Source organism: Syntrophorhabdaceae bacterium (genome assembly GCA_036504895.1).
Taxonomy (GTDB): domain Bacteria; phylum Desulfobacterota; class Syntrophorhabdia; order Syntrophorhabdales; family Syntrophorhabdaceae; genus PNOM01.
Window position 1 is genome coordinate 21,428 of record DASXUJ010000111.1, and the last position, 20,931, is coordinate 42,358.

At 54.0% G+C, this 20,931-nt stretch carries 22 protein-coding genes; 8 read left to right on the forward strand and 14 right to left on the reverse strand.

The window, feature by feature from the left end; genetic code table 11:
• The first annotated feature begins 418 nt into the window (after positions 1–418).
• The 3 genes from VGJ94_16015 to VGJ94_16025 all read left to right on the forward strand — a co-directional run bounded on the left by VGJ94_16015 (position 419) and on the right by VGJ94_16025 (position 3,072).
• Positions 419–1,225, forward strand: a complete 807-nt coding sequence (locus VGJ94_16015; protein HEY3278123.1) for an endonuclease/exonuclease/phosphatase family protein — start codon at positions 419–421, stop codon at positions 1,223–1,225.
• A gap of 15 nt (positions 1,226–1,240) precedes the next feature.
• Positions 1,241–1,672 carry a hypothetical protein gene (locus VGJ94_16020; GenBank protein HEY3278124.1) on the forward strand — a complete coding sequence of 144 codons (432 nt, stop codon included), beginning with the start codon at positions 1,241–1,243 and terminating at the stop codon, positions 1,670–1,672.
• Between the two features lie 887 nt (positions 1,673–2,559).
• On the forward strand, positions 2,560–3,072 hold the full coding sequence (locus tag VGJ94_16025) for a response regulator (protein HEY3278125.1): 513 nt from the start codon (positions 2,560–2,562) through the stop codon (positions 3,070–3,072).
• A gap of 30 nt (positions 3,073–3,102) precedes the next feature.
• Here the strand turns inward: VGJ94_16025 and VGJ94_16030 are convergent, their stop codons facing one another.
• The 12 genes from VGJ94_16030 to VGJ94_16085 form a co-directional block, all read right to left on the reverse strand.
• Positions 3,103–3,810 carry a general secretion pathway protein GspB gene (locus tag VGJ94_16030; protein ID HEY3278126.1) on the reverse strand — a complete coding sequence of 236 codons (708 nt, stop codon included), beginning with the start codon at positions 3,808–3,810 and terminating at the stop codon, positions 3,103–3,105.
• A gap of 2 nt (positions 3,811–3,812) precedes the next feature.
• Entirely contained in the window at positions 3,813–5,450 is a 1,638-nt protein-coding gene (locus tag VGJ94_16035; GenBank protein ID HEY3278127.1) for an AAA family ATPase, read from the reverse strand.
• A 276-nt stretch (positions 5,451–5,726) separates the two neighbouring features.
• A complete protein-coding gene (locus VGJ94_16040) occupies positions 5,727–6,134 on the reverse strand; it encodes a F0F1 ATP synthase subunit epsilon (protein ID HEY3278128.1) in 408 nt (135 codons plus the stop codon).
• Between the two features lie 2 nt (positions 6,135–6,136).
• Complete coding sequence (atpD, locus tag VGJ94_16045) at positions 6,137–7,555, reverse strand: F0F1 ATP synthase subunit beta (GenBank protein HEY3278129.1); 1,419 nt, start codon at positions 7,553–7,555, stop codon at positions 6,137–6,139.
• Positions 7,556–7,570: 15 nt separating this feature from the next.
• Positions 7,571–8,440 carry an ATP synthase F1 subunit gamma gene (gene atpG, locus VGJ94_16050; protein ID HEY3278130.1) on the reverse strand — a complete coding sequence of 290 codons (870 nt, stop codon included), beginning with the start codon at positions 8,438–8,440 and terminating at the stop codon, positions 7,571–7,573.
• A gap of 17 nt (positions 8,441–8,457) precedes the next feature.
• Positions 8,458–9,966, reverse strand: coding sequence for a F0F1 ATP synthase subunit alpha (atpA, locus tag VGJ94_16055; GenBank protein ID HEY3278131.1), 1,509 nt, complete (start codon positions 9,964–9,966; stop codon positions 8,458–8,460).
• A 5-nt stretch (positions 9,967–9,971) separates the two neighbouring features.
• The gene (gene atpH, locus VGJ94_16060) at positions 9,972–10,514 is read right to left on the reverse strand and encodes an ATP synthase F1 subunit delta (GenBank protein HEY3278132.1); all 543 of its coding nucleotides are present in this window, start codon (positions 10,512–10,514) and stop codon (positions 9,972–9,974) included.
• Entirely contained in the window at positions 10,511–10,999 is a 489-nt protein-coding gene (locus VGJ94_16065) for an ATP synthase F0 subunit B (GenBank protein HEY3278133.1), read from the reverse strand. Before VGJ94_16065 ends, atpH begins: the two co-directional genes overlap by 4 nt.
• A 2-nt stretch (positions 11,000–11,001) precedes the next feature.
• Positions 11,002–11,427, reverse strand: a complete 426-nt coding sequence (locus VGJ94_16070) for an ATP synthase F0 subunit B (protein ID HEY3278134.1) — start codon at positions 11,425–11,427, stop codon at positions 11,002–11,004.
• A gap of 85 nt (positions 11,428–11,512) precedes the next feature.
• The gene (locus VGJ94_16075) at positions 11,513–12,331 is read right to left on the reverse strand and encodes a ParB/RepB/Spo0J family partition protein (protein HEY3278135.1); all 819 of its coding nucleotides are present in this window, start codon (positions 12,329–12,331) and stop codon (positions 11,513–11,515) included.
• Positions 12,332–13,096 (reverse strand): AAA family ATPase, encoded by a 765-nt coding sequence (locus VGJ94_16080; GenBank protein ID HEY3278136.1) that lies wholly within the window; start codon positions 13,094–13,096, stop codon positions 12,332–12,334. It abuts the gene before it with no gap.
• A 158-nt stretch (positions 13,097–13,254) separates the two neighbouring features.
• On the reverse strand, positions 13,255–13,890 hold the full coding sequence (locus VGJ94_16085) for an RsmG family class I SAM-dependent methyltransferase (protein ID HEY3278137.1): 636 nt from the start codon (positions 13,888–13,890) through the stop codon (positions 13,255–13,257).
• Between the two features lie 29 nt (positions 13,891–13,919).
• On the opposite strand from VGJ94_16085, the gene lptA reads away from it, so the two are divergent.
• Positions 13,920–15,620 carry a lipopolysaccharide transport periplasmic protein LptA gene (gene lptA / locus VGJ94_16090; GenBank protein ID HEY3278138.1) on the forward strand — a complete coding sequence of 567 codons (1,701 nt, stop codon included), beginning with the start codon at positions 13,920–13,922 and terminating at the stop codon, positions 15,618–15,620.
• A 78-nt stretch (positions 15,621–15,698) separates the two neighbouring features.
• Here lptA and trxA read toward each other — a convergent pair whose 3' ends face one another.
• Together trxA and VGJ94_16100 are read right to left on the reverse strand one after the other, a co-directional pair.
• On the reverse strand, positions 15,699–16,025 hold the full coding sequence (gene trxA, locus VGJ94_16095; protein HEY3278139.1) for a thioredoxin: 327 nt from the start codon (positions 16,023–16,025) through the stop codon (positions 15,699–15,701).
• Between the two features lie 88 nt (positions 16,026–16,113).
• Positions 16,114–16,296: an FmdB family zinc ribbon protein gene (locus VGJ94_16100; GenBank protein ID HEY3278140.1), complete on the reverse strand. Its 183-nt coding sequence runs from the start codon at positions 16,294–16,296 to the stop codon at positions 16,114–16,116.
• A gap of 249 nt (positions 16,297–16,545) precedes the next feature.
• Here VGJ94_16100 and VGJ94_16105 point away from each other — a divergent pair, with 249 nt between their 5' ends.
• The 4 genes from VGJ94_16105 to VGJ94_16120 all read left to right on the forward strand — a co-directional run bounded on the left by VGJ94_16105 (position 16,546) and on the right by VGJ94_16120 (position 20,927).
• Positions 16,546–17,583, forward strand: coding sequence for a LuxR C-terminal-related transcriptional regulator (locus VGJ94_16105; GenBank protein HEY3278141.1), 1,038 nt, complete (start codon positions 16,546–16,548; stop codon positions 17,581–17,583).
• 234 nt (positions 17,584–17,817) lie between these two features.
• Positions 17,818–19,581, forward strand: a complete 1,764-nt coding sequence (locus VGJ94_16110; GenBank protein ID HEY3278142.1) for a methyl-accepting chemotaxis protein — start codon at positions 17,818–17,820, stop codon at positions 19,579–19,581.
• A gap of 251 nt (positions 19,582–19,832) precedes the next feature.
• A complete protein-coding gene (locus tag VGJ94_16115; protein HEY3278143.1) occupies positions 19,833–20,618 on the forward strand; it encodes a class I SAM-dependent methyltransferase in 786 nt (261 codons plus the stop codon).
• Positions 20,619–20,744: 126 nt separating this feature from the next.
• Positions 20,745–20,927, forward strand: a complete 183-nt coding sequence (locus VGJ94_16120; GenBank protein ID HEY3278144.1) for a hypothetical protein — start codon at positions 20,745–20,747, stop codon at positions 20,925–20,927.
• Positions 20,928–20,931: the final 4 nt, after the last annotated feature.

A 20,931-nucleotide genomic window follows, 5' to 3' on the forward strand; every position in this document is an offset into this window, starting at 1 on the left:
TTCGGCTGCGCCTGTTACCCACTAAGGTTCGTCGAGCACTCGGTCACCCAACTCGTCGTACCTCCTCAGACATGAGTGACCGTCCTTCGGAACGTTCCTCCTCACCAAGTGGGTGACCCAACAGTGCTCGCAAGGCGCGGTGAGTATGAAACCCTCCCGTCCCCGTGAACTGAATCTGGGGAACTGCTCTTTTCACCGATGAGACATTCTAACTTCCTGTAGTCGTGGCTCTGGCACCGGCGGGCTGGTATGCCGCTTTCATGCAGCATACAACAGCAGCCACCAATTTTGCTTGAAATTTTGATCGGAATGGACCACAATAGACGAATACTTATATGAAAGGGGCATAATGCGGTTGTACTGGGGAGTACCAAATGTCACATTACACGATCGTCCCCCGTATCCTAGTGTAAACTGAATGTTAACCTTTCTTTTCTGGAATTTAAACAGGAAGCCTATTCAGCAAAAAGTTGTCAATATTTGCATAAATTTTGATATTGATGTAATGATGCTTATCGAATCCACGATTGATGATAGCGTCTTACTATATAAGTTAAATACTGCGGGTGACAACGGGTATTATTTTTCGGATGGCATTGGATGCAAAGACATTAAGATTTTTTCAAGGTTCAGCGGGGATTATCTGCAACCATTTTTCGAGTCTGAGCGGCTGACCATAAGAAAAGTCAATTTACCCGGATGCACAGAGTTCTTGCTGGCTGTGAACCATTTTCCGAGCAGACTTCATTGGAGCGGAGAAAGCCAAGCGTTTGAAAGCACCCGCTTATCGTCACAGATAAAGAGGGCCGAGAAAGACGCAGGACATAAACGAACAGTTTTGGTTGGTGATCTTAATATGAACCCGTTTCATGATGGCTTGGTAAGCGCGAACGGCCTGCACGGTGTCATGAGCAGTAAAATAGCCCGAAGGATTGCCAGAACTGTTCAGGGAGAAGATTATCCTTTTTTCTACAATCCAATGTGGAATTTTTTTGGAGACCGGACGCCTGGTCCGCCGGGTACCTATTACTACAACAATGCGGAGCATAAAGTGTTCTTTTGGAATATATTTGATCAGGTGTTGATTAGGCCTGAGTTGTTGGACAATTTCATAGCGGATGAACTTAGGATTTTGGAGTCGGACGGCGCGCACTCGCTCCTTTCGGAAACCGGATTACCTAAGGGGTCTGATCACTTGCCAATCCTGTTCAAACTTGACATTTAATTAGGAGGTATCAGAATGAAAGACCTTTGGCCCGAAAGCCTCACTGATGTTTCGGATCTCAGAGCCCCGGTGACGGTGCTCAGAGAACAAGCTTCTCTCTTGGGACAAAAAACAAGAAACCTTCTGACTGGCGAAGTTGCGAGGCCCAAGGTGCCTACCGATAAATTCGTGTATCAGTTTATCATTCACAGTCGAACCATTGAATACTCGTACCACCTTTTGACTATCACCAATGATATGAACCTCTACCCTGTGACAATAACGGTAAGCGAAGAGACGCGCAAGCATGTTTTAAGTGAAATAGGCAATCCTCTCGTGGACGATCCCCCTAGGGGTCTAATCGCTGGCGATGAAGAGGAGTTTCTAAATATTCTGGAACAAGTGCTCGGTGCCCCGCAAACGGTGAAAGTGGTGAAGAGTATATTAGCCCAAATCAAAAGGCCGTAAAGAACACTGAAGGTGCCACGAAATGGGGAGCACAAGGGAACGGGCATAATTATATAACTACCTCGGGGCTTCTCAGCGTCAGGTCTTGTTTTTTTCATAAATAGCAGCCGGATCAAAAGAATCAAAATTTCTCCCCATAATTTGTAATCATGGCCAAAAGGCCATAAGCTGGACATGTATGTGCAAGAGTGATTTCCCACATTGTCGCTACTCCCCAAAACTTCCAGATGGTCGGGCTGCGGGGGGTGTTCCTGGAGCGACTTGTGGAGGGCCTGAGGGACCCTGCAGCGGAGGGCTCCGGTGGCGGCGTAGCCGGCACGCGCGCCGGATAGGTGGATCGGGTCCGGCAAGACCAGTCGGTTTGCGGACGACCAAAGCGCCCTGCCCCAAAAACAAACTGCGCACTGAGCGCGAGGAGCCCGGGAGCGTGTTGGGTCCAGGACCGGAGCAGGCGGAGCGGAAGGAACAATCCCCGCAGCCCGACCATACCCCCCCCAACCGGCTTCACCTCTTGGTTTTAAGGTGTGTTAAGCGTTTAGGACCGAGGGAGAACGTAGTTGCGTACGTCACAATGGTCTCCCCAAACTCCCCTATGCAGATAGTTATGTAGCGTACAGGCTCCGATGGACTGAAATAGTTTTTCACAAGGTAAATCTGGGGCATCGTTGTTTCGCCTGTTGCTTCAATGACATAGGCCGGTATTGGGCAAACCGTTTTGGACTCTTTTAAGAACAAAGGGGTTATGGCCCTTGCATTTTTTCTTCTCCTGTGTTTCATTTTGAATGTGGCCTTTGCGTGTCCGTCGTCGGACGTTATGCCGGCGCCGGAGCAAGGGTTGAGAAGCGAATAGTGAGAGCGGACGTTCTTTCGTAAAAAGGAGGAAACAAATGAGCGATTCTATTCTGGATGGGAAAAGGATTCTGGCAGTAGACGACGAGCCCGATGTGCTGAACGTTCTCAACGAGGAAATCATGTTTGCGTGCCCTCATGCGACCTTTGAAAAGGCCACGAACTACGAGGACGCGGCGAAGCTCCTCAAGTCCAAAGAGTATGATGTGGTAGTCCTCGACATCATGGGCGTGCGGGGGTTCGACCTTCTTGATATTGCGGTGAAACGGGGATTCAGGGTGGCCATGCTCACCGCTCACGCCTTGTCGCCCGAGGCGTTGAAACGCTCTATCGATCTTAAGGCGCGGGCATACATCCCGAAGGAGAAGCTCGGCGAGATCGTCCCCTTTCTCGAAGATCTCCTTAAGTTTGACTACGAGTCGGGCTGGGTCCGTCTTATGGAGAAGCTTTACGGCTTTTTTGCCGCAAACTTTGAGACAGACTGGGAAAAGAACACCGGCGGCTCCACATGGCGGGAATGGGTAGGCGTGAACAGGGAGGAGAAGCGGTAGAGGGAAATCAAGCCTCCGCTCTCCCGGATTTCAGGGGACGGCTATGGGAACGAGAAACCGCCACCCTTTGTAATTCATTATGGCGCCGGAGCGGGTGACCTCGTCCAGTTTAAGGCTTTCATTTAAATATTGGCCCTCCTTAAGGGTCACATCATTGATTCTCGCGAAGCGTGAACGGGGCTCGGCGATATAATAGTGGAGCGACATCCTGAGCTCCGGCAGGGTGCCCCCCACCATTGAGGGAAGTTCGGAAAGGGTGAATACTTTCCCTCCGGGAGGCGGTTTGGGCTCCACCCCCGTAGACGCCTCGTTGAGCGCGAGAGGAGGGGATTGCCGGCTCGCCTCTGACGGGCGCTTCGCTTCGGGAATCGGGGGAGAAGGCGTTGCCCTGGACGAAGCTTGTGCGGTACGGCTCTCCTTCGAGGGCGCAAGACGGCTTGGGACTTCTTTCCCATTGATCCGCGTGACCCCTTCTTCAGTCCCTTTTACAGGACCGGGCGAACTATCCACGGCAATTTTGACGCCGGCCCCTTGGGAGCCTGCCCTCCAGGGACCGATCCACCATGCGAAAAATCCCATATTAAGTACGAGTATTGTGGAAAGAATGTAAAGCCAGACCCGTGGTCTCCGAGATTCCTTACGGTATGGGTGTCCCTGGAAACTTATCGCGACGCGGCCGTGCTCCTCGTGCCGCTGTGTCTGTTCCAGCTTCTTTAATGCTTCGAGGATATATGACATTTTTACCTGGTCGTCCTCCGCGCACCGAGAGAAGGTCCTCCGGCTCCGGCCGCATCCATAAGGCACAGGATGGTCTTGGCCCCTGCGACACCGTCGGCCGTAAGCCCGACCGTGGTTTGAAACTTCGTCACCTGTCTTTCCATCTCCTTATCATACACGGGTTCGCGACCGGGGCGTACCGTCCGCCCCTCAAGAAGCGCCAATTGCCGGTCGATCCATGCCACCAGGGGCCCGCTGCTGCCTTTCGCCACATCGGCTTCGTAGCCTGAGGGTGGTCGCCAGAGGATGAGATATTGACCGCTCCACCGGGGCAGGAGCTCATTCAAATGAACCTCTCCGCTGTCGTTGCCCACCCTGACGTCGGCAGTCTCACCTTTGAGCGCAGTGACGAGGACCTCGTACTCACCGCCCCCTTTCCCATTGCGGAGGGTGAGGAGCGCGGGCCTGTTAAACCTGCGCAGGCTGCTCAATGTCCCTCTCTCCTCGGTACACCTGATTCCCTGTGAACTCGCCTGCCGGCAGACCGAGCGGCTGTCGCCGGCGTCGTAGGAGATTTCCCACATCCCGAACAGGGCCTGACGGACCACATGGCCTGCCTGTGCACCCGTAAGGGTGGGTGGTATTTCAAGGCTGAAGGGCTTTGGAACAGGAGCGGCTGTCGCGGGCGCTGCCTTTGCCGGGGACGACGATACCGCCGGGGACGCGGTCGGGGCAGAAATGGTATTTTTCGATGAGACGTAGAATGCGCCTACGCCCAGGATCACGAGAATGGCGGCATACATGAATCCGGTCTTCCAATGAGTCCGGAACAGGGGCCGCCACCACAGATTTTCGCCGGAAACCTCCCGTGCCGCCCTGAGAAGGATCTTTTTGTCCACCTTATCCTTGTCCTCTACATAGGCGCCGGTCAGGGCCCGGTCACAAATCACGTTGATCAGCCTGGGGATCCCGCCGCTCACACGGCAGAGAAGTCCCATGGCCTTCTCGGTAAAGAGGGTGCCCCTTGTCATTCCCGCCACCTTAAGCCGGTGCCGTACGTACTTCGATATCTCCTTTTTTGCTAGGGGGCCCATATGGTACCGCGCGGTAATCCGCTGGGAGAGCTGTCTCAGCTCGGGCCGGGCCAGCATGTCACGAAGCTCGGTCTGACCGAGCATGATGAGCTGGAGAAGCTTGCGTTCGTTCGTCTCGAGATTGGTGAGCAGCCGCACCTGCTCCAGGACTTCTACGCTCAGGTTCTGAGCCTCCTCCACGATCAGGATCGCCCGCCGCCCCCTGGCGTTCGTTTCCAGGAGATAGCTGTAGATGCCGTCGATGAATACCTTGTTGCTGACTGTTCCTTCAGGATAGGCTATCCCGAATTCATCGCACATGGTGGCAAGGAGCTCGGGGACTGTCAGCTTGGGATTGAGAATGAAAGCAATGTCGCTATTATCCGGCATCTGCTCTAGGAGACAGCGACAGACCATGGTCTTTCCCGTCCCCACCTCTCCGGTGAGCAGGATAAAGCCCCCGTCGCTTTCGATCCCGTAGACGAGATGGGCCAAGGCCTCCCGGTGCCCCTCGCTCAGATAAAAATAGTGGGGGTCCGGAGCAATGGAAAAGGGATTCTCCTTGAGGCCGAAATATTCTCTATACATTTTATAATTAATCAATGCTAGCAGATGAGACCGAACCTAGTCAAGAGCCCGAAGGAGAGAACGCGGGAAACCCGACGGCCCGATCCTTTCTTAACTTAAGCGTTTCTGCGGAGATTTTCACTATATCCGATGAAAAATAACTGAAATGATTTTTCAATCGTGAAGCGCACTTCCGAGGGGCCGGAGAGAAATAACGGCGGAGGTGAATCGCCTCCGCCGTTCCATTCGCTCGTTATGACCGTTATAATCGGTCCTTCCCCCGGGACAACGGAAGGACTACTGGTTCCCGGATGCCGCGCTGATCCTTGCGATCGCCCTCATGAGGGCCAACTCGTGCCTCCGGTACTCCTCTTCTTCCTGGGAAAGCTCCTTCAGTGCCGACTCGGCCCGGCTGAGGGCCTTTTTCGCCCGATCAACATCGATCTCATGGGCGAATTCAGCGGTATCGACAAGAAGCGTCACTTTGTCGTCATGGACTTCACAGAATCCGCCGCTTGTGGCGAGGCTTTTTACCACCCCGTCTTTCACGTATCGTATTTCGCCTATTTCGATCGTGGTGAGGAACTGAATATGTCCCGCAAGAATTCCGAAGTCACCGAGTGCGCCGCGGGCCTCTACAATTTCCGCCTCATCTCTCACCACGACCCTTTCAGGAGTTATCACTTCAAGGCTGAGACTGTTCACTATTATGCCCCCATAAGGGTTTTTGCCTGCTCGACCGCTTCCTCGATGGTTCCGACCATGTAAAAAGCCTGCTCAGGCAGATCGTCATGCTTTCCTTCCGCGATCTCCTTGAAGCCGCGGATCGTATCTTTCAGGGCCACGTATTTGCCGGGCGTACCGGTAAACTGCTCGGCAACAAAGAAGGGCTGGGACAGGAATCTCTGGATCCTTCTGGCCCTTGCTACTACGAGTTTGTCTTCCTCCGACAGCTCGTCCATACCGAGGATGGCGATGATGTCCTGAAGATCTTTATATTTCTGGAGGATCCTCTGCACTTCACGGGCCACCGCATAGTGCTCCTCGCCTACGATCAGGGGATCGAGAATACGGCTTGTCGAGTCGAGGGGGTCGACTGCGGGATAGATGCCGAGCTCCGAGATCTGACGGGAAAGAACCGTGGTCGCGTCAAGATGGGCGAATGTCGTTGCCGGCGCAGGGTCGGTAAGGTCATCTGCAGGCACGTAGATCGCCTGAACCGATGTGATCGATCCTTTGAGCGTCGAGGTGATCCTCTCCTCGAGCTCGCCAAGGTCGGTTGCCAGCGTGGGCTGGTAACCCACGGCCGACGGCATTCTTCCCAGAAGGGCCGATACCTCGGAGTTTGCCTGGGTGAATCTGAATATGTTGTCGATGAAGAGGAGCACGTCCTGTCCTTCCTCATCCCTGAAATATTCCGCTGCGGTCAGAGCGGTGAGCCCGATCCTCGCCCTTGCGCCCGGGACTTCCGTCATCTGTCCGTAGATAAGGGCTGTCTTGTCGAGAACGCCTGAGCCTTTCATCTCGAGCCAGAGGTCATTACCTTCCCTCGTTCTCTCACCCACGCCGCCAAATACCGAGATGCCGCCGTGGTGCATGGCGATGTTATGGATCATCTCCATGATAACGACTGTCTTGCCCACGCCGGCGCCGCCGAAGAGGCCGACTTTTCCGCCCTTGGAATAGGGTTCGAGGAGGTCGATAACCTTCACGCCCGTCTCGAGGAGCTCGACTTTCGTGTTCTGCTGGGTGAGAATCGGTGCGGCCCTATGGATCGGATAGGTCATGGCGGTTTTCACCTCGCCCTGGCCATCCACGGGATTACCGATGACATTGAGCACCCGGCCCAGGATCTCTTTCCCCACGGGGATCGTAATCTGGGTTCCCTTGTATGTCGCCTGCTGACTGCGGAGCAGCCCGTCAGTAGTCTCCATGGCGATGCACCGAACCACGCTGTCGCCCACATGCTGGGCTATTTCCAGAACAAGGTTATCGGGCTTATCGTTAATTGTCGGATTGGTGATATATACAGCACCATATATGGGTGGAAGGTTGTCGGCTGGAAATCTGATATCGACGACCGTTCCTATTACCTGGACAACCTTTCCCTGTACCTCCGTGCTCATATGCCGTCCTCCTTATTAAGTTCCTCTCAAGGCTTCCGCACCGCCAACGATGTCCATCATTTCGCTGGTTATGCTCTCTTGTCTTCTCTTGTTATAGACGAGGGTGAGATATTTCACTATCTCGCCGCAGTTGCTCGTCGCATTCTCCATGGACGCCATTCGCGCCGCGTGTTCCGACGTCTGAGATTCGATCAGGGCGTAATAGATCTTCGTGCTGATGTATTTCGGAATAAGGGCCTCTACGATCCCTTCCCGCGACGGCTCATAGAGGTAATCCCCCGTGTCGTCGCCCTGGGCGGCCTCACCCATGCTCAACGGGATGAACTCGTCGAACATGATTTCCTGCTTGATAGGGGTGATGAACCGCGTATAGGAGAGGTAGACCTTATCGAACTCTCCACCGAGATAAAGATCGATAAGCTCGGTCCCAAGGGTATCCACCAGGCCCTGGTCCACCTTCTTGATGTCGGTCAGCTCTTTTGCGATGTCGACCTTCCTTCTCTGAAGGTAGTCCTTCGCCTTTCTTCCTATGACGTAGACCGCGATGCGATCGTACTTGTCTTTGTTCTGAAGGGCGAAATTCTGGGCGGCCAGGCTGACATTCGTATTGAAGCCGCCGGCCAGCCCCCTGTCGGAGGCGATCGAGACGATGAGCACCTTGTTGATGATTTCTCTCGGAGTGAGCAGCGGATGACTACCCGCGGGAAGCTTCTGGGCCACCCTCCTCACGAGGTCTTCCATCTTGAGCGCATAGGCTCTCGTCTTCTCGAGCTCCGCCTGCGCTCTGCGCAGCTTGGATGCCGAAACCATCTTCATGGTCCGTGTGATAGTCTGGGTGCTGTCGATACTGCTTATTTTTCTCTTAATATCCCTTAGAGTTGCCATCTCGCGTCCCTAATGATTTAGTAGGTAAAGACCGCTTTAAAGGCGTTAAGCGCTTTCTCCAGTTTCTCCTCGATCGCGGACGTGATCTCTTTCTTCTCGCGGATATCCTTGAGGAGTCCGGAATGCTCTTTTTCCACGAAGGCCTTTAACTGATCTTCATATTTTCTGAGAGCAGTCTCAGGATAGAGGTCGATGAAGCCGTTCGCCGCTGCATAGAGGAGGACCACCTGGTTTTCGACGGGAATCGGCGAGTACTGGCCCTGCTTCAGAAGGTCCGTGAGTCTGGAGCCCCTGGCGAGCAGCGCCTGGGTCGATTTGTCGAGGTCGCTTCCGAACTTCGCGAAGGCAGCCATCTCGCGGTACTGGGCGAGGTCGAGGCGAAGTCTTCCGGCCACCTGCTTCATGGCCTTGATCTGGGCGTTGCCGCCGACCCTCGATACGGAAATACCCACGTTGATCGCAGGTCTTACTCCGGCATAGAAAAGCTCGGGCTCAAGGTAGATCTGGCCGTCCGTAATGGAGATGACGTTCGTGGGAATATATGCGGATACGTCGCCGGCCTGGGTTTCGATAATGGGAAGGGCCGTAAGAGAGCCGCCGCCATGGGCGTCGTCCCACTTGGCCGACCTTTCAAGCAGCCTCGAATGGAGATAGAAGATGTCGCCCGGGTAGGCCTCTCTCGCAGGCGGACGCCTCAGCAGCAGGGACAACTGCCGGTATGCCACGGCGTGCTTTGAAAGATCATCGTAGACGATGAGGGCATGCCTTCCCGAGTCACGGAAATATTCGCCCATGGAAGTACCTGCGAAGGGCGCCAGGTACTGAAGGGGAGCGGAGTCGCTCGCGGTTGCCGCCACTACTGTCGTATATTCCATGGCGCCGTATTTAGTGAGAAGGTCGACGGTCCGTGCCACGGAGGAGCGCTTCTGTCCGATGGCCACATAGATGCAGAAGACATTGTTGCCCTTCTGGTTGATGATCGTATCGATGGCGATGACCGTTTTTCCCGTACCACGGTCGCCGATGATCAGCTCCCTCTGGCCCCTTCCTATGGGGATCATGGAGTCGATGGCCTTGATGCCTGTCTGGATCGGCTCCTTCACGGGCTGGCGCACTACGACGCCCGGTGCGGTCTGCTCGACGTTCCGGTATTCCTGCGCCTCGATGGGACCCTTGCCGTCAATGGGCACTCCGAGGCCGTCCACCACCCTGCCCACGAGGGCTTCGCCCACGGGCACCTGGGCGATCCTTCCGGTCCTCTTGGCCAGGTCGCCTTCCTTGATCTTATAGTCTTCTCCAAAAATGACGGCGCCTATATTATCCTCTTCGAGGTTGAGCACCATCCCTGTAATGCCGTGAGGAAATTCCAGCAGCTCGCCGGCCATGGCATTCTCGAGACCATATATTCTGGCGATACCGTCACCTATAGAGATGATCACGCCGGTTTCCTGAAGATCCACTTCTCTCTCGAAACCCGAAATCTTCTGCTCAATGATCCTGCTAATCTCGTCTGCTTTGATCTCCATCGAATTTACTCCTTCAGAATATTTTCCTTCAATGTCTCAAGCTGCCTTTTGACGCTGCCGTCTATGATAGTGCCGTTCACGTTGATCTTTATGCCTCCGAGGAGGCTTTTATCTTCCACCGGATTGAGGATTACCGTCTTCTGCCACTTTTCTTTGAGGACCTCTGCGATCCGGGCCAGCATCGCGCTGTCCAGGGGGAAGGCGGACCATATGGTGCCCTTCACCTTTCCTTCCTTCTCGTCCACGAGATCGGAATAGGCTTCTTTCATCATGGGCAGATAGGTCATCCTGTTCCTCTCCATGAGCATGGCGAGTATATTGGAGACCGGCGCGGAAATGCCCATAGCCCTCACGACGTCGGAGAGGAGCTCTTTCCTCTTTTCCACTTCGAGGATAGGCAGCATGAGCGCCCTCCCGAGCTTCTCTTCTTTCTGGAAAAGGGTCACGATCGAGGTGAGCTCTTCAAGATAATCCCTGAACTTCCCGTCCTTTTCTCCTACATTGAAAAGGCCCCGTGCATATTTCCTGGCGATGGACTGGTGTATCAATTTAAACTCCTTAGCTTTTCTATGAACTCTTCGACCATCTTATCGTTGTCGCCTTTGCCGAATCGTTCCGTCACGAGGGTTTCCGCCTTCTCCATCACGAGTTTCGCGATCTCCCCTTTTACTTTGCCCGCGACCTCTCTCAGCTCCTGCTCGTAGGTCATTCTCGCCTGCTCCTGAATCCTGGCGGCAAAGGCGCGGCCCTCTTCGAGGAGTTTCTGGCTTTCCCTGGCAGTCTCTTCGGCTACTTTTGCCTTGAATGCGTCGATTTCAGAATCGAGCCTGGCAAGCCTCGCCTCGTACTCGCTTTTCATTGCGGAGGCTTCGCTCACGAGCCGGTCGGCTTCTTCCAATTGCTCCTTGACCCTGTTATGTCTGTTCAGAAAGAATTCCTTGAAGGGTTTTGCGCCGAACTTCACGAGTAATCCCACGAGAATGAGAAAATTGGCGATCTGGAAGGTCCATTTCAACGGTTCCGAGAGATGCATGGTTAGACGCTCCTTTTCAGAATCTTTTGCGCTGCCTCGCCCGCGAGCTTTTCCACGTCCGCCATGAGGGCGCCACGGAGCCTCGTGGTCTCTCCGCCTATCTCCGCCTTAAAACGCGCAAGCTCATCGGCCAGGTTTTTTCTCGCCTTGTCGATGATCGCCTGAGACACGTTATGGGCCTCGGCCATGGAGGTGTCGCGAACTTCGAGGATCGGTTTTCGCCGCTCCTTCGTCTCTTCATCATAGGTCTTTTCCAGCTTGACCGTTTCCTGCTTCACGTCGCCGGCTTTCTCGAAAAGGGAGCTTATAGTCTTTCGCCTTTTTTCGATAGCCTTGAGTACAGGTTTGAAGAGAAAAAAGTTCAGGATTACCATCACCACGAGGATGTTCGCAAACTGAACGAGTAGAGTCGAGTCGAACTTTATCATTGGACCACTCCGTTCTTTGACCTAAAAGAATATTTTCACAAGTGCATTAAACTTGTATCACAAAAATTGATCTTATGCAATTTATTTATTGTCTGGGGGAGGAAAAAAATTCAATTAATTTTTCGAGCTCTTCTTCAGAGAAAAACTCAATGATTATCTTACCCTTGTTCTTCTTGTGCGTGACCGTCACCCGGGTGCCGAGGATATCGGTGAGGCTCTCCTCCATATCCGCGTACCTGGACCGTTCGGGACCGGGCTTCTTCCTCGCCGCCCTCTCGAGGTCGCGCACGGAGGCCCCCTCTTGCAGGACCCTGTCTACGAATTTTTTTTGCTCTTTTTCATTTTTAAGGCCGAGGAGCGTCCTCGCATGCCCCTGGGTAAGCTTCCCCTCCGAGACTAAATGGCGCACCCATTCCGGAAGCTTGAGAAGCCTTAAATAGTTGGTGACCGAGCTCCTGTTCACCCCGATCCTTTTTGCAAGGTCCTGGTGAGTATAACTGAATTCGTCCACGAATTTCTGGTAGGTCACCGCGATCTCCACGGCATTCAAATCTTCGCGCTGCAGGTTTTCGATGAGGGCGATCTCCAGGGCCTCCCGGTCGTCCACGTCCTTTATCACGGCAGCCACTTCGGAAAGTCCCGCCATGACCGCGGCACGGTACCTGCGCTCACCCGCGATAATATCGTAGCCCTTTTCTCTCTTCTTCAGTATGATCGGCTGGAGGAGCCCTTTTTCCCTGATGGATTGGGCAAGCTCCAGAAGGCTTTCTTCTTTTATTGAAAGTCTCGGCTGGGTGGCGCCGGGGGTTATCTGGTCAATGGCGATGAGCTTGCTGCCGCCCCTTTCCTCCACGTCCTTCAGTATGGCGGAAAGGCCCCGCCCCAGTGGATCTTTTTTTGCCATTTAACGTCCTCCCAATATCTCGGATGCAAGGTCGAGGTAGCTTTCCGCTCCCTTCGATGTGATGTCATAGAGGAGCACGGGCTTCCCGTGGCTCGGAGACTCGCTCAATTTCACATTGCGCGGTATCACGGTCTTGAAGACGCCGTGGTTGAAGCATTTGTTTACCTCTTCCCATACCCTGAAAGAGAGGTTGTTCCTCTTGTCGAACATGGTGAGAAGGATCCCCAGGATGTCGAGATCGGGATTGAGCCGCTTCTTAATAATGGTGATCGTCCTCTGCAGCCCCGCGAGACCTTCCAGGGCAAAATATTCGCACTGAAGGGGGATGATCACCGAATCGGAGGCGGCGAGCGCATTTATGGTGAGGAGCCCGAGAGAGGGAGGACAGTCGATGAATATGTACTCATATTCCTCCTTCAGGGAAACAAGGGCCTTGCGGAGCACGAATTCCCGCTCCTCCATGTCGAGGATCTCCACTTCCGCACCGATGAGGTCGGGGTGCGCCGGGGCGATATCGAGGTAGGGCACCTGGGTCTTGCGGATGATCTCCTTCATCTGCTTAAGGCCGATGAGGACATGATAAATGTGGGCATAAAGGCCGCTATAGTTGATGCCGAAGCCGGAGGTGGTATTGCACTGAGGGTCAAGGTCGATGATGAGGGTCTTCCTCTCGGCCACGGCGATCGATGCGGCGAGATTTACCGCAGTCGTGGTTTTGCCGACCCCTCCTTTTTGATTTGCCAATGCGATGATCATGACTTGCATTACCTTACCATAAAAAAGGTTTGATTGTGAATAATTCGAAAAAGGGCCGGGCCGGCAGGGATGGTCCCTTCCCGCTTTCGCGGGTGCGGTGGACAGGAAGAGGCGGGGGAGATCGAAAAAAGTAAAATGGGGGCAGGCAGAAGAGAGAACGGTCGCGGTCAGGCGGCCTGTTTGAGATATATATAAAGACGATAACTCCTGTCGGCAGAGAACAGGCGGTAGGGCACCGTCTCTTTCAGCGTGAAGCCGGGGACTTCCGCTGCCTCCTCATTCATGCCCTTCATGATATAGGCCTTGCCGCCTTCCCGCAAATGGGCGCCGCCGAGGCTTAATATTTTAGGGATGGGGCCGAAGGCCTTGGCCACCAGCGTGTCCACTCCAATGGGGTCGAGGGATTCTATTCTTCCATGGATCGGATGGAACTTCTCGAGGGGCACGTTTCGGGAGATATGGCGCTGGAACTGGACCTTCCGGAGGCTGCTGTCTATGGCAAAGACTTCCATTTCAGGGTTCAGGATCTTGAGCGGGATGGCGACGATCCCGGAGCCGGACCCGACGTCGAGGGTACTTCCCAGGGGTCCTCTTTGGGTGTGAAGGAAGAAGGTGTCGTAGAGGAGGACCTCCACGATCGAACGGATGTCTTTGAAGCCGGTGAGATTTACCCGGTCGTTCCATTTCGAAAGCTCTTTTATATAAAAGGAGAGCTTTCCCACCACAGGCTCCCCGGCGGGAATGTGGAACAGGTGTAAACCCCTCTCGATCAAATCTTCTATGCGCACCATTAAGCGTAGCATAAAAATCCCCATTCTGTTATAATGTGGCCATGAAAAAAGTACTTGTAGTTCTCATAGCATGTCTCATTCTCGCCTCGTGCGCGAGCGAGCCCGTCAAGAAGCAGGGACCCGGGGACCTCTACGTGGACGGCGTGAACCTGATGAAGGAAAAGAAGTTCGATAAGGCAATAATGAAGTTTTCCCAGATTACGGAAAATTATCCCTTCGACCCTCTCGCACTGGTAGCGGCGGTCAAGCTGGGAGACGCCCATTTCGACAAAAAAGATTACGTGCTGGCAGCCACTATCTATGAAGGCTTCATTGCAGCCCATCCCGAAGACGAAAATGCTCCCTACGTCCTGCTGAGGCTTGGAGAGGCATACGAGAGGCTTTCCCTGTCCATCGACCGGGATCAGGGCAATACCCTGAAGGCAATCGAGAAATATACCCTCCTTAAGAACCGTTATCCGAAAAACCAGTATATCAAGCTCGTGGATGAGCGTCTTAAAGACCTGGAGCAGAAGCTTACCGACCGGGAGCTGTACGTGGGCGAGTTCTATTACAGAACGAACCAGTATAACGCCGCGATCGTGCGCCTCGAGTATTTTCTGAAAAAGTATCCTAATGCCCCGGGAACGGACAAAGCCCTCTTTTATCTGGCCATGTCGTACAAGGAGCTCGCCTTTGCCGAAAAGAGCGACCTTTATTCGGATAGATTGAAAGCCGAATACCCCCGGAGCATCTATGCCCGCTCTACCATCCGGGAGAGGAAAACTCTCCGGTTGGCCGGCGGTCCGGATGACGAGGAAGGCATCAAGCGGAAGCGCCTGAACCCGGAGGTCCGGGCAGAGGCAACCCAAGCCGCGAGTCAGCCGGCCGCGCCCGGCTCAAAGGCCCCCGCGCCCGCTCAGGCAGCCATGGCGGCCGCACCCTCCGGACAACCGGCAGTCCCGGCCACCAAACCTGATGCCCAGGTGACCAACGAGATAGAGGCCGCCCTGCTCGAACAGCCCGATCCCGACAAGAGGGAATCCCTCATCTTCGAAGAAGACCTGGTGCCCCAGCCTTCGGTCTCTCATGACACCGCGCTTCCAAGACGGCAGGCCGCGGTTGGACAGGCCGGGGAGAAGCCGCAGCAGACCGTCCCCGAGACGGTCTACACCACGGACACCACGAAAAAGCGCACCATCGACCTAACGCCGGGCATGTATCAGGACCAGAAGGCCATGAGCGCCGCCGTAAAGGGCGAGGCAGGCAAGGCGCCGGATGAAGGTGCGGGAAAGGCGACCCCAAAGACGGCGGAGAAGGACAAGAAGAAGGACCTCGATTTCTTCGATAAATCCAAGCCCATCGATATCGTCTCCGATTCCATGGAGGGCTTCGACAAAGAAAAATATGTGGTCTTCAAGGGTAATGTGATCGCCAAGCAGGCGGACCTCTTTATATTCGCAGACCTCATGGAGGCCTATTTGAACGATCAATCAAATGAGATCGACAAGGCGTATGCGAAGAACAACGTGAAGATCGTAAAACAGGAGCGGACCGCCACTTCAAACGAAGCAATCTTCGACAACAGGAAAGGTGAGATCGTACTGAAAGGTAATGTCGTCGTCTTTCAGGGCAAGGATAAGCTGACCGGCGACGTGGTCACCTATTATGTGAACGAGGATAAGGCCGTGGTCGAGGGGGACAAGTTCAAGAGGGCGAGGGTCACCCTTACCCCCACGAAAGAGAAGGAAAAAGGAAAATAAACGGAAAAGGGCGGAGCGATCAGGCGGGCGATAATCCCTCTTGACCGCTCCGCCCTTTTTTTGCATTTTATGACGGGATTAGCCGGTTACTTTCTTGAGCAGGGTGTCTACTGCGTTTTTAGGCTGGGCGCCGATGATCCGGTCGACCACTTCACCCTTATTAAAGAGGATGAGAGTGGGAATGCCCCTCACTCCATATTTTGAGGGAGTAACCGGGTTTTCATCCACGTTCAGCTTCAGCACTTTTATTTTACCCTCATATTCTCCTGCAACCGTATCGACCACAGGTCCCATTACCTGGCACGGCCCGCACCAGGTCGCCCAGAAATCGACGACCACGGGAATCTGGGACTCGATCACTTCCTTGGCGAACTCCGCATCGCCCACCGCTTTCGCATTGCTCATATTGACCTCCTTAAAGTTTTCTTTATCTTTATAGAGCGGGTCCCTTCATTTTCTCTATAAGGCAGCGCCGCCGCCTTGCATCTTATCTTCACCTGAAAGGGCTCTTTCGGGGCCCGGAGCAGCCGCCCTTTTCGGGCGCCTCGGTTTTGAGATCGGCTCTCTCGACCTCGTCGCTCGTGCATGAAGGACAGATGATCTCTTTCCCCTCGGTGTGCCCCACATCCTTAAATGTATGGCCGCAGGCTTTGCATTTATATTCGTAAATAGACATACCACATCCCCCGTCTCTTAATAGATATGTATTCTCACTCCGTTTGTCAAATAGGGGGGCCTTCACCTCAAAAACAGTCAAAATAAAATTATTACTCCTGATCTTTTATCTTGACAGAATCCCGGAGATATCTAACAATTAGGTGAAGTCCTTGTTGAACCGGGGGCAGGCAGTCTGCTTTTTTTTCAATCCAAAAGGCGCCGGCACGCGGCTCCGACAAATTCTGATTTTCCGGGGGGGGGAAGTCACATGGAAGGGGAAAAGGACTCTAAGACGCGAGTTCTCGATCGACTTGAAAAGGCGGTTTTGAGGGTAGCGGAGATCGAGGCGCCTCTTGCCCGGAGCGAGCCACCGTCCGGGGAGCGCGGTATCGTGAAGCAGCAGACCGCGGAGGAAGCACTGGCGAAGAGCGAATCCCTCCTGGAAGCCATCGTCAATAGCTCACCCATCCCTCAGTTCGTTATCGACAAAAATCATAAGATCCTATTCTGGAACAAGGCGCTGGAGCAGTTGACCGGCCTTGGGAGCTCGGAGATGATCGGCACCGACAATCATCTGAGGCTCTTTCGGTGCATGGAGAGACCCTGTCTCGTAGACCTCGTGGTGGATGCCGATACGGAGGAGATTTACCGGTGGTACCAGTCCGACGTCGGCAAATCCGCCCTTACTGATGGAGCTTATGAGGCAACGGATTTTCTGAAGTTTCCGGGGAAAGGAGAGCGTTGGCTTCATCTTACGGCGGCCCTGATCAGGGGTTTGGACGGTGCTGTCATCGGGGCCGCGGAAACCATTCAGGACATTAGCGAACAAGCTTCTATGCTGGAGACCCTGAAGAGGAGGGAGCACGACCTCCAGATGAAATCGATCAATCTCGAGGAGGCGTATACGGCGCTTAAAGTGCTGCTTCAGCGGAAGGAGGCGGACAGGGAGAGCCTCGAAAATTCGATCCTCACTAATGTGAGGCAGTTAATATCCCCTTTCCTCGATAAGCTGGAAGATACCCGCCTTGCCGATAACCAAAGGCTTTACCTCAACATAATTCGATCCAGCCTGGAAGATATCATATCTCCTTTTATCACTACAATTGCGGCATTAGCCTCACAGCTGACCCCGATGGAACTTAAGGTGGCATCCTTGATCAGAGCAGGGAAATCCACGAAAGAAATCGCCGAAATCTTGAGCGTAGGGGCGGGAACTGTTGAAACACACAGAAAGAGCATCCGGAGTAAACTGGGGCTCAATGGAAGAAAAGTAAACCTCCATTCCTATCTAAGCTCCCTCACATGAGAACCGGGGAGAAAGCCTCCCCAATAAACACCCTGTAACTATCCTTCAGCCCGTCATTGTTCATCCGATACCATAATTAGTTATCGGCAGCGCGGGAAAAACCGCTTGGGAGAAGCGGCCCCGGGCGATCACGTGTCTCAATTTGAGCAGCCGGCGGGAGAGAAGGTATATCGGGCCGCTCTCAAGATATTGCATGAAGCGGAAATTCAGATAAATTCTGAGGGGGAAAGGAACATGTCTCTAAAAAATGTGAGTCTCACAAAGCAGTTTACAATTTTCGGCTCTCTTCTCGCCATAATCTGCATTGCAGTGACTGCCGTCGCCTGTTTATGGGAGATACGAACCGACTTTGTCAAGAAAGCGAATATCGAGCTGGATAACCGGCTGAAGGTCTTTTGGGAGATGGTATTGTCGAAGGATGCCTCCATGGCTCGCAGCAAGATGAAGATCGGAGAAAAGATAAAGGCGGCAAATATGGAAATTCGGGATGGAAAATTGGTCTTGAATGCTTCATCCCGCGGCTCCGGCAAGGAACCGGCCGACAACACCTCCTATGTGTTCAATGATGACGAACTTGTAGTCGACCGGATCAAGGACCTCTACGGCGGGACCGCAACCATTTTTATGAAGGATACACGCATTTCAACCAATGTGTTGAATAACGACGGGACTCGTGCGGTGGGCACAAAGCTGCAGGGTGCGGCCCATGAGGCGATTTTCAAAAAAGGCCTCCCCTACCGGGGCGAAGCCCTGATCCTGGGGAATGAGTATTTCACTGCCTATGATCCTATCCGAAGCAAAAACGGCGATGTGGTGGGCGTACTGTATGTGGGCGTACCGAAGAGTGATTATTTTGCGGCATTGAACCGTATGATGCTCGTTACCGGTGGCATCGCCCTTGCCTTGATTGTGGTCGTCAACCTCCTGCTCATCGCTTTCGTCCGGAGACTCATGAGACCTATCGTCGATTTGGTGCCTATCGCGAACCATCTCGCAGAGGGGGACCTTTTCATGAGCATCGAGACGGAACGGAAAGACGAGATCGGTCAGGTGCGCAATGCCATGAATCACATGGCGCAAAAACTGCGTACCATCATAATAGAGGTAAAATCGGCATCCGACAAGGTGGCGGCGGGCAGCAAACAGATGAGCGCCACCTCGGAAGAGATATCTCAGGGAGCGGCGGAGCAGGCGGCATCGGCGGAACAAGTCTCCTCATCGATGGAGGAGATGGTCTCGAATATCAGGCAAAATGCCGATAATGCCCAGCAGACGGAGAAGATCGCATTGAAAGCAGCCGAGGATGCGCGTGATGGGGGGAAAGCAGTATCGGAAACGGTCTCTGCCATGAAACAAATCGCGGGCAAGATCTCGATCATCGAAGAAATCGCCCGTCAGACCAACCTTCTGGCACTGAACGCAGCAATCGAAGCGGCCCGGGCCGGTGAACACGGGAGAGGGTTTGCCGTGGTGGCTTCGGAGGTGCGTAAGCTCGCAGAGAGAAGCCAGGTGGCCGCGGGAGAGATAAGTACTCTCTCCGTTAGCAGTGTAGAAGTGGCGGAAAAGGCCGGTGAGATGCTCGCCCGTATCGTCCCGGATATTCAGAGGACCGCCGAGCTTGTGAGCGAGATCAATGCGGCAAGCAATGAGCAGAATTCAGGCGCCGAACAGATCAATGGTGCCATCCAGCAGCTCGATCGGGTAATTCAGCAGAACGCCTCGGGCACGGAGGAGATCGCATCGACTGCCGAAGAGCTCTCGAGCCAGGCGGAACAGCTTCAGGAAACGGTCTCCTTCTTCAAGGTGGAAGATCGCACCGAGGTCGGGCACCCGAGGGTCTCAGAGCCGCGGGTGAACGCGGGAAAAAGACCCGGAGCCATCCCGGAGCACCCTGCCCTCGCTAAAAGAGTTTCGAAAAAAGGCAAGGAGAGTAAATTCGCCGGGGTCGACCTTAAGCTGGACAAAGGCAATCTCGACGATGAATTCGAGAGATTTTAGGGGCAGTCGATTAGTTAGAGGCAGTCGCTAGTCGCTAGTGAAAAAAAGGGGGGGCCTAGAGGCTGTCGATAGTGTTAGTCGATAGCCTCTAGCCGTCGGTGAAAGAGGAGGCTGATTGGGATGTGGTCTCGAAACGAGTCCCTTGCTTTCGTCTTTACTAACGACTAGAGACTAGAGACTAACGACTGCCTTTTCTGCTTCTTGCTTTCGCTGCCTGGAAATGTTCATATATCCTGGAGGCCTGGGGGTTTATGAGCGATCAGATCGACATAGAGAAAAGTTTTCATGGCATCGTCTGGAACCGGGTACACGACGGGTATTTCTCCGATCCCTGTATCGCCGGGCCTTTGGTCGAAAAAGTCCGGGATTTCGCCTGTACATCACGGGCGACAAAAATCATCGACCTTGGCGGCGGCACCGGGTCCCTGCTCTCCTGCATTCGTTCGGCCGGCATCGGGCCGGACGTATCCCTTCTCAATCTCGATGATTCGCCCGTGCAACTCGATGCCGCGAGGTCCGCGGGTTTTACACTGCTTCGCGCTTCGGTGGACTCCTTTTCCCGACATGAGATCGACCCGGAAGGGGGACGGTGCCTCTTCGTCATGCGCTCGGTCCTGCACTATTTCGGAAAGGAGGGTCTGCGCCCTGTCCTGCGCCACATACTCGCCCAAACCGGGCCCGGGGAATACTTCATTCATCAGAGCGCATCCTTCACGCACGCGCGGGATGCAAATTGCGCCAATACCCTCTACGGGATGATGGGGACAAAGAAGTGGTACCCCACTGTCGCCTTTCTCCGTAAATGCCTTCGGGAGGAGGGGTGGAGGGTGCGGGCGGTGCTTCCCGCCCCTCCCTTGCGGCTCAGGGATACGGACCTGATGGAGCGGTATAACCTCGACCGGACCGCCATTCACCGGATTCGTGAACGCTTGTCCAGGAACCGCGCAGTGCCGGAGGACGTCTTCGTGAGAACAGAGACCGGCTTCTCAGCCTTTCTCCATTATTCGATCTATATCTGCACCCCGAATACGGGATAGAGCTTCAAAAATCAAAATGAGTATGGGCAATTTTCTCGATTTTCTTCTTGACCCGTCTACTACTTCACGCTGTAGCCTTTCTTTGTCATGGCCATGACGAAAAAATACAGACGAAAGGAAGAGACTATGAAAAACAAGGTAACGGTAGAGGAATGGGTCAAAAGGTTCGGCGCCGTCGGAATGGATGAGGCAGCAATACAGAAGTGGCACACCCTGTTCGAGAGCGAAAACCCCGAAGGCCACCAGAATTTCCTTGAATGGCTCGGATTGTCCGCTGAAAAAATAACTCAGATCAGAGGCCTGGCCTGAGGCG

Excerpts from the sequence above, each read along its gene's own strand:
- atpD (HEY3278129.1), bottom strand. The coding sequence starts at position 7,555 with ATGAGCACGGAGGTACAGGGAAAGGTTGTCCAGGTAATAGGAACGGTC.
- VGJ94_16120 (HEY3278144.1), top strand. The coding sequence starts at position 20,745 with ATGAAAAACAAGGTAACGGTAGAGGAATGGGTCAAAAGGTTCGGCGCC.
- VGJ94_16025 (HEY3278125.1), top strand. The coding sequence starts at position 2,560 with ATGAGCGATTCTATTCTGGATGGGAAAAGGATTCTGGCAGTAGACGAC.
- VGJ94_16105 (HEY3278141.1), top strand. The coding sequence starts at position 16,546 with ATGGAAGGGGAAAAGGACTCTAAGACGCGAGTTCTCGATCGACTTGAA.
- VGJ94_16030 (HEY3278126.1), bottom strand. The coding sequence starts at position 3,810 with ATGTCATATATCCTCGAAGCATTAAAGAAGCTGGAACAGACACAGCGG.
- atpG (HEY3278130.1), bottom strand. The coding sequence starts at position 8,440 with ATGGCAACTCTAAGGGATATTAAGAGAAAAATAAGCAGTATCGACAGC.
- VGJ94_16035 (HEY3278127.1), bottom strand. The coding sequence starts at position 5,450 with ATGTATAGAGAATATTTCGGCCTCAAGGAGAATCCCTTTTCCATTGCT.
- VGJ94_16110 (HEY3278142.1), top strand. The coding sequence starts at position 17,818 with ATGTCTCTAAAAAATGTGAGTCTCACAAAGCAGTTTACAATTTTCGGC.
- atpA (HEY3278131.1), bottom strand. The coding sequence starts at position 9,966 with ATGGAGATCAAAGCAGACGAGATTAGCAGGATCATTGAGCAGAAGATT.
- VGJ94_16075 (HEY3278135.1), bottom strand. The coding sequence starts at position 12,331 with ATGGCAAAAAAAGATCCACTGGGGCGGGGCCTTTCCGCCATACTGAAG.
- trxA (HEY3278139.1), bottom strand. The coding sequence starts at position 16,025 with ATGAGCAATGCGAAAGCGGTGGGCGATGCGGAGTTCGCCAAGGAAGTG.
- VGJ94_16065 (HEY3278133.1), bottom strand. The coding sequence starts at position 10,999 with ATGCATCTCTCGGAACCGTTGAAATGGACCTTCCAGATCGCCAATTTT.
- VGJ94_16020 (HEY3278124.1), top strand. The coding sequence starts at position 1,241 with ATGAAAGACCTTTGGCCCGAAAGCCTCACTGATGTTTCGGATCTCAGA.
- VGJ94_16115 (HEY3278143.1), top strand. The coding sequence starts at position 19,833 with ATGAGCGATCAGATCGACATAGAGAAAAGTTTTCATGGCATCGTCTGG.
- lptA (HEY3278138.1), top strand. The coding sequence starts at position 13,920 with ATGAAAAAAGTACTTGTAGTTCTCATAGCATGTCTCATTCTCGCCTCG.
- VGJ94_16080 (HEY3278136.1), bottom strand. The coding sequence starts at position 13,096 with ATGCAAGTCATGATCATCGCATTGGCAAATCAAAAAGGAGGGGTCGGC.
- VGJ94_16015 (HEY3278123.1), top strand. The coding sequence starts at position 419 with ATGTTAACCTTTCTTTTCTGGAATTTAAACAGGAAGCCTATTCAGCAA.
- VGJ94_16100 (HEY3278140.1), bottom strand. The coding sequence starts at position 16,296 with ATGTCTATTTACGAATATAAATGCAAAGCCTGCGGCCATACATTTAAG.
- VGJ94_16070 (HEY3278134.1), bottom strand. The coding sequence starts at position 11,427 with ATGATAAAGTTCGACTCGACTCTACTCGTTCAGTTTGCGAACATCCTC.
- VGJ94_16085 (HEY3278137.1), bottom strand. The coding sequence starts at position 13,890 with ATGCTACGCTTAATGGTGCGCATAGAAGATTTGATCGAGAGGGGTTTA.